Raw genomic sequence first — 4,387 nt, 5'->3', positions numbered from 1 at the left:
CGACCGCGGCCTGCACGGTCAAGCTGTATGACGGCATGAGCTTCCAGGGCTTCGACGCCCACTCCTTCGCCTATGCCGGCGCGGGCGCCTGCCCCGGTCCCTGGGCCAAGGTGGTGCTGGAAGCGGACTTCGCCGTCAACGCCGGCCGCCAGTTCGACCGTACCGCCCTGATCTCCATCGGCGGCATCAACCTCTACGCCGGCACCACGCAGGAGCCCTCGGCCAACGTGGCGCCGAGCTGGCATGTCGAGCGCGACGTCACCGACTACGCCAAGGCCCTGACCGCCTCGGCTGATGGTTTCGTGCGTCTGGACAACGTTGTCGACACGACCTACACCGGCTTGCTGACGGGCTCGGCGCGGCTGGTCTTCTATCCGGCGGGCAGCTCGGCCGATGCGGCCAGCACTCGGGCTGCGGACCTCGTGATCCCGTTGGCGGGCGACCTGAAGACGGGCGACCCGGCCAATCTCAAGTCCGCGGCGGATGCGCTGCAGCGCACGATGTCGCTGCCCACGAACATGGTGCGTCTCTATCTGGACGTTCAGGCGGAGAGTCAGGGGGGTGACGAGTTCTGGTACACCTGCGTGCCCGACGACCAGGCGCAGGTCCTGCAGAGTTGCGGCGGCGGCAGCTTCCGCGAAGTGCTGGTCCGCATCGACGGGCAGCCGGCCGGCCTGGCGCCGGTGGTGCCGCGGGTCTATACCGGCGGCGTCGATCCGGGCCTGTGGCGGCCGACGCCAGGGGCGGAGACGCTGTCCTTCGTCCCCTCGCGCGTGGACCTCACCCCCTTCGCCGGTGCGCTGAGCGATGGCACGCCGCACACCGTGGCCATCTCCGTGCAGGGCGCGCAGGATCACTTCGCGGTCGTCGGCAGTCTGCTGGTCTACCAGGATGCCGCCGCGAGCCAGACCGGCGGGGCCCTGAGCAGCAACACGCTGGCGAGCGCGGCGCTGACGCCTCCCGTCACGAGCAACGGCATCACCACGGCCGCCGACAGCAGCGTCGGCGGCACGTTGGGGGTCACGGCGGCTCACAGCTATGCGGTCACGGGCTACGTCAACACCTCCAACGGCCGCGTCACCACGACCGTGCAGCACGACCTCACGTTCAGCAACCAGCAGAAATTCAATATCGCAGGCGCCATCTATCGCCAGACACTGACGCAGAGGACCACCAGCACGGCCACCGTCACGACGGAGGGCAGCGGCCGCCGGACCGTCGACCGGATCGCGTTGAGCTACCCGCTGGACATGGATTACACCTATGACGGCGACAAGAACCGGCAGGACGCCACGGCCGCGCAGGACTTCCGCACCGACGTGTCCCGCACGGTGAACGGGGGCGATGCCTTCCACAGCGCGTTCAGGAACACGCTGGCCGTCAAATCGGCGCTCCTCTTCAGCAGCACCGGCGGTCCCGCGCAGCGTGGGGGCGAGGAGGGCAGCCAGACCGTCACCTACGAAGACAGCCTGGGCAGTTGCTACCAGCGCAGCGTGGTGACGGCGGCCAATGTGCTCGCCTCCTTCCAGGACGGCGCGGGCTGCACGGGCGGCAACCGCCTGAACTGGCTGGCCCAGCCGGATGGCGCGCCGGCGCAGGCGCTGCTGGGCCGCATCTCGGAGCCTTGAGGCACAAATGCCCGCTCCCGGCCGACGCTGGGGGTGGGCGGCGAAGGCGCCTCTGGCCGGTGTCGCGTCGCGCCGGCCGGCGCTCTCAGGAGCGCAGGTCCTTGCCGTGGAACGCGCGCTCGAACTCCATGAACGCCGACGGCGAGTCATCCCTGACTTCCAGCCGCGAATCCGTGTAGAACTCGGAGCGTCGGCCGGACACCGGTCCACCGAAGGGATCGTCGGACCGGCGCAGCACCGCCACCGCCATCTGCGACCGCAGGCCCGCGAGCACGGGATCGGACCAGTTGCTGACGAGGGCTTCGAACTGCTTCAGCGCCTTCGCGATCACTTCCACCGGCAGATCGTTCAGCGCTTCCTGGCCACGGGCCGCCAGCGCGCGCTCGAGGTAGCCGAGATGACGCATCACCCGCCGTGTCTGGCGATGCGTGTCGAGCAGTTTCTTGAGCGCGATGCCGGTGGCCTTCTGCGCCTCGAGGGCGCTGCTGTCCGGCGGCGAGGGTTCGGGCGGAGGGGCCGCCACGCGGATGCCGATACGCCGGCCCTTGCGCTCCAGGCGCACGTCGGTCGAAAGGAGCCGGGCCATGCGGCGGAAGGGCGCCGCGAGCAAGGCGACGCCTCTGAGGGAGGCCAGGCGGGACGTGGACATAGGCGGCGGAGGATCCCAGACCCCCCACTGCGAGTCAGCACCAATTCCTAACGGCCGCTCGCGATGCCGTCGGCAACGCGAACTAGCTCACCAAAAGGACCGTGGCGCTCAGGCTGGGCCGGGCTTCTCGCCGTCGGGGGTCTCCGATGCAGGCGCGGGCGGCGAGCCAGCGGCCTTGCGCTGGGCCTTCTCTTCCTTCTTCTTCTTCTTGGCGAGTTCGCGTTGACGTTTCTCGTACTGGTAGTTCGGGGTAGCGATGGTGGCCTCCGTGAGGTTGGGGGTGATCGAGGAGCCTGAGGACGACTCGGCGAGGGCGCGAACGCGGACGATCTCCTGACGGTGGATGTTGGCCCCGGTGGTCGTGAGACGCAAATTGCCACCATGCCATTCCAGCCAGTCCAGATCCACCAGCCGGTCGATCAGCTGTTCGGGGATCTCGCTGGCCTGGCGTCTTTGCAGGGCATCGACACTTTGGCGCAACGACACCCGGAGCTCGTCGAGGGTTTGGGGGACAGGCATGGAACACCTCCGCGCGTGTCGCGCCGCGACATGCGGCGCGAACAGAGTCGCCAAGCAATCAAGGCGAGGGCTTGCACGGCGTCCGTCGGAGGAAAACCAGGCGAAGACTTCGGGATGACAGGCTCACGGTCTATCGGGCGATCGTAGCGCAGCGGCACGGACGCTCGTTTCGCGCCCGCCAACCCCCTCACGATCCCCGTGTCAGGCCCCCCCGGGCCGCGCTCCCGAACGACACCGTGGACAACCATTCAGACGAGAAGGCGAGCCCCCGATCTCCCGGGCCGTGACACCGATCACGGTGCTCCTCCCCTCGTTCGCGGGGGCCGGGACCACCCCTTCCGTACTGCGTCACGCTCGTCCGAAGTGGTGATATCGGCAGCGGTGATTTCAAAAATATCATTTCCTCACCCCATGCCGCCAGACTGATCGGCCGCCCACCGCAGCCGCCCGCGCCCTTCCGAGCGCCGTTTGTCTCAAGAGCAGATCCATGAATGGTCTTTCCATCAAGAAGCAGCTGTCGTTTGCCTTCGCCGCGCTGGTCGCGGTGGTGATGCTGGTCAGCGCCGTCGCGCTGCGAGGCCTCGCCGCCGCGGATGCACGGTTCGCCGGGTTCGTGCACGGCATCGATGAGCGGGAATCGATGGCCGTCGACGTGCGCATCGCCGCCAACCGCCGCGCCATCGGCGTGCGGGACATGGTGATCGTCAAGGAGGCGGCGGACGTCGAGTCCGCCCGAAAGATGGCCCTCGACGCCCACTCGGCGATCGGCGAGCACCTGCGCAAGCTCAAGGACGCGGTGGCCGCCGCGCCCGAAGCCAGCCCCCGCGAACGCGAGTTGGTCGCGCGTCTCCTGGAGGTGGAGGGGCGTTATGGCCCGGTCGCGGCGAACATCGTCGAGCTGGCGTCCTCCGGCCGGCGCGACGAGGCGATGACCGCCATGACCCGTGACTGCCGCCCGCTGCTGGCGGCGCTGCTGGCCGCCACACGCGAGTACGTCGACTTCGCCGCCCGTGCGGCCGACGAGGAGATCGCCGCGTCCACCGCCCAGTACCAGGCGCAGCGCTGGTGGCTGACGCTGCTCAGCCTCGCCGCCGTGGCGCGCCTGCGGCCTGGGCTGGCTGATCACGCGCCGCCTGATGAGCGCGCTCGGCACCGAGCCGGCGCAACTGGCCGACGCCGCCCGCCGCATCGCCGACGGCGACCTGCGTCCGGTCGAAGGCGCCGCGCAAGCGCCGGCGGCCAGCGTGCTCGCCTCGATGGGGGCGATGCAGGGTCAACTGCTCGCGCTGATCGGCCAGGTGCGGGGCTCCGCCGAGCAGATCGCCGACGCCAGCACCCGCATCGCGCAGGGCAACAACGACCTGTCGTCGCGGACCGAGGAACAGGCCGCGGCGCTCGAGGAGACCGCCGCCTCGATGGAGCAGCTCAGCGCCACGGTGCGCCAGAACGCCGACAACGCCCAGCAGGCCAACCAGCGGGCGCGCGAGGCCAGCGAGGTCGCGACCCGCGGCGGCGAGGTCGTGGGCCAGGTGGTCGACACCATGCGTGGCATCCACGAGAGCAGCCGCCGCATCGCCGACATCATCGGCGT

General features: G+C 69.6%; 3 protein-coding genes and 2 pseudogenes. 3 read left to right on the top strand and 2 right to left on the bottom strand.

All coding sequences use genetic code 11. The annotated features are described in order from the left end of the window. A partial coding sequence (locus FUT87_RS18945) for a peptide-N4-asparagine amidase (protein WP_147242030.1) occupies positions 1–1,628 on the top strand: 1,628 nt, incomplete at its 5' end. Between the two features lie 85 nt (positions 1,629–1,713). On the opposite strand, the gene FUT87_RS18940 is transcribed toward FUT87_RS18945, so the two are convergent. Both FUT87_RS18940 and FUT87_RS29040 read right to left on the bottom strand, forming a co-directional pair. Then, a complete protein-coding gene (locus FUT87_RS18940) occupies positions 1,714–2,238 on the bottom strand; it encodes a hypothetical protein (protein ID WP_147242029.1) in 525 nt (174 codons plus the stop codon). Between the two features lie 147 nt (positions 2,239–2,385). Continuing rightward, positions 2,386–2,796 (bottom strand): hypothetical protein, encoded by a 411-nt coding sequence (locus tag FUT87_RS29040; RefSeq protein WP_175538127.1) that lies wholly within the window; start codon positions 2,794–2,796, stop codon positions 2,386–2,388. 487 nt (positions 2,797–3,283) lie between these two features. On the opposite strand from FUT87_RS29040, the pseudogene FUT87_RS31785 reads away from it, so the two are divergent. Together FUT87_RS31785 and FUT87_RS30895 are read left to right on the top strand one after the other, a co-directional pair. Next, a pseudogene (locus FUT87_RS31785) lies at positions 3,284–3,787 on the top strand (MCP four helix bundle domain-containing protein); the annotation flags it as partial. Between the two features lie 145 nt (positions 3,788–3,932). Continuing rightward, positions 3,933–4,387 (top strand): annotated as a pseudogene (locus tag FUT87_RS30895) (methyl-accepting chemotaxis protein); the annotation flags it as partial.

This window comes from Mitsuaria sp. TWR114 (assembly GCF_007997345.1).
This window is presented reverse-complemented; position numbering and strand designations above follow the sequence as displayed.

Excerpts from the sequence above, each read along its gene's own strand:
- FUT87_RS29040 (WP_175538127.1), bottom strand. The coding sequence starts at position 2,796 with ATGCCTGTCCCCCAAACCCTCGACGAGCTCCGGGTGTCGTTGCGCCAA.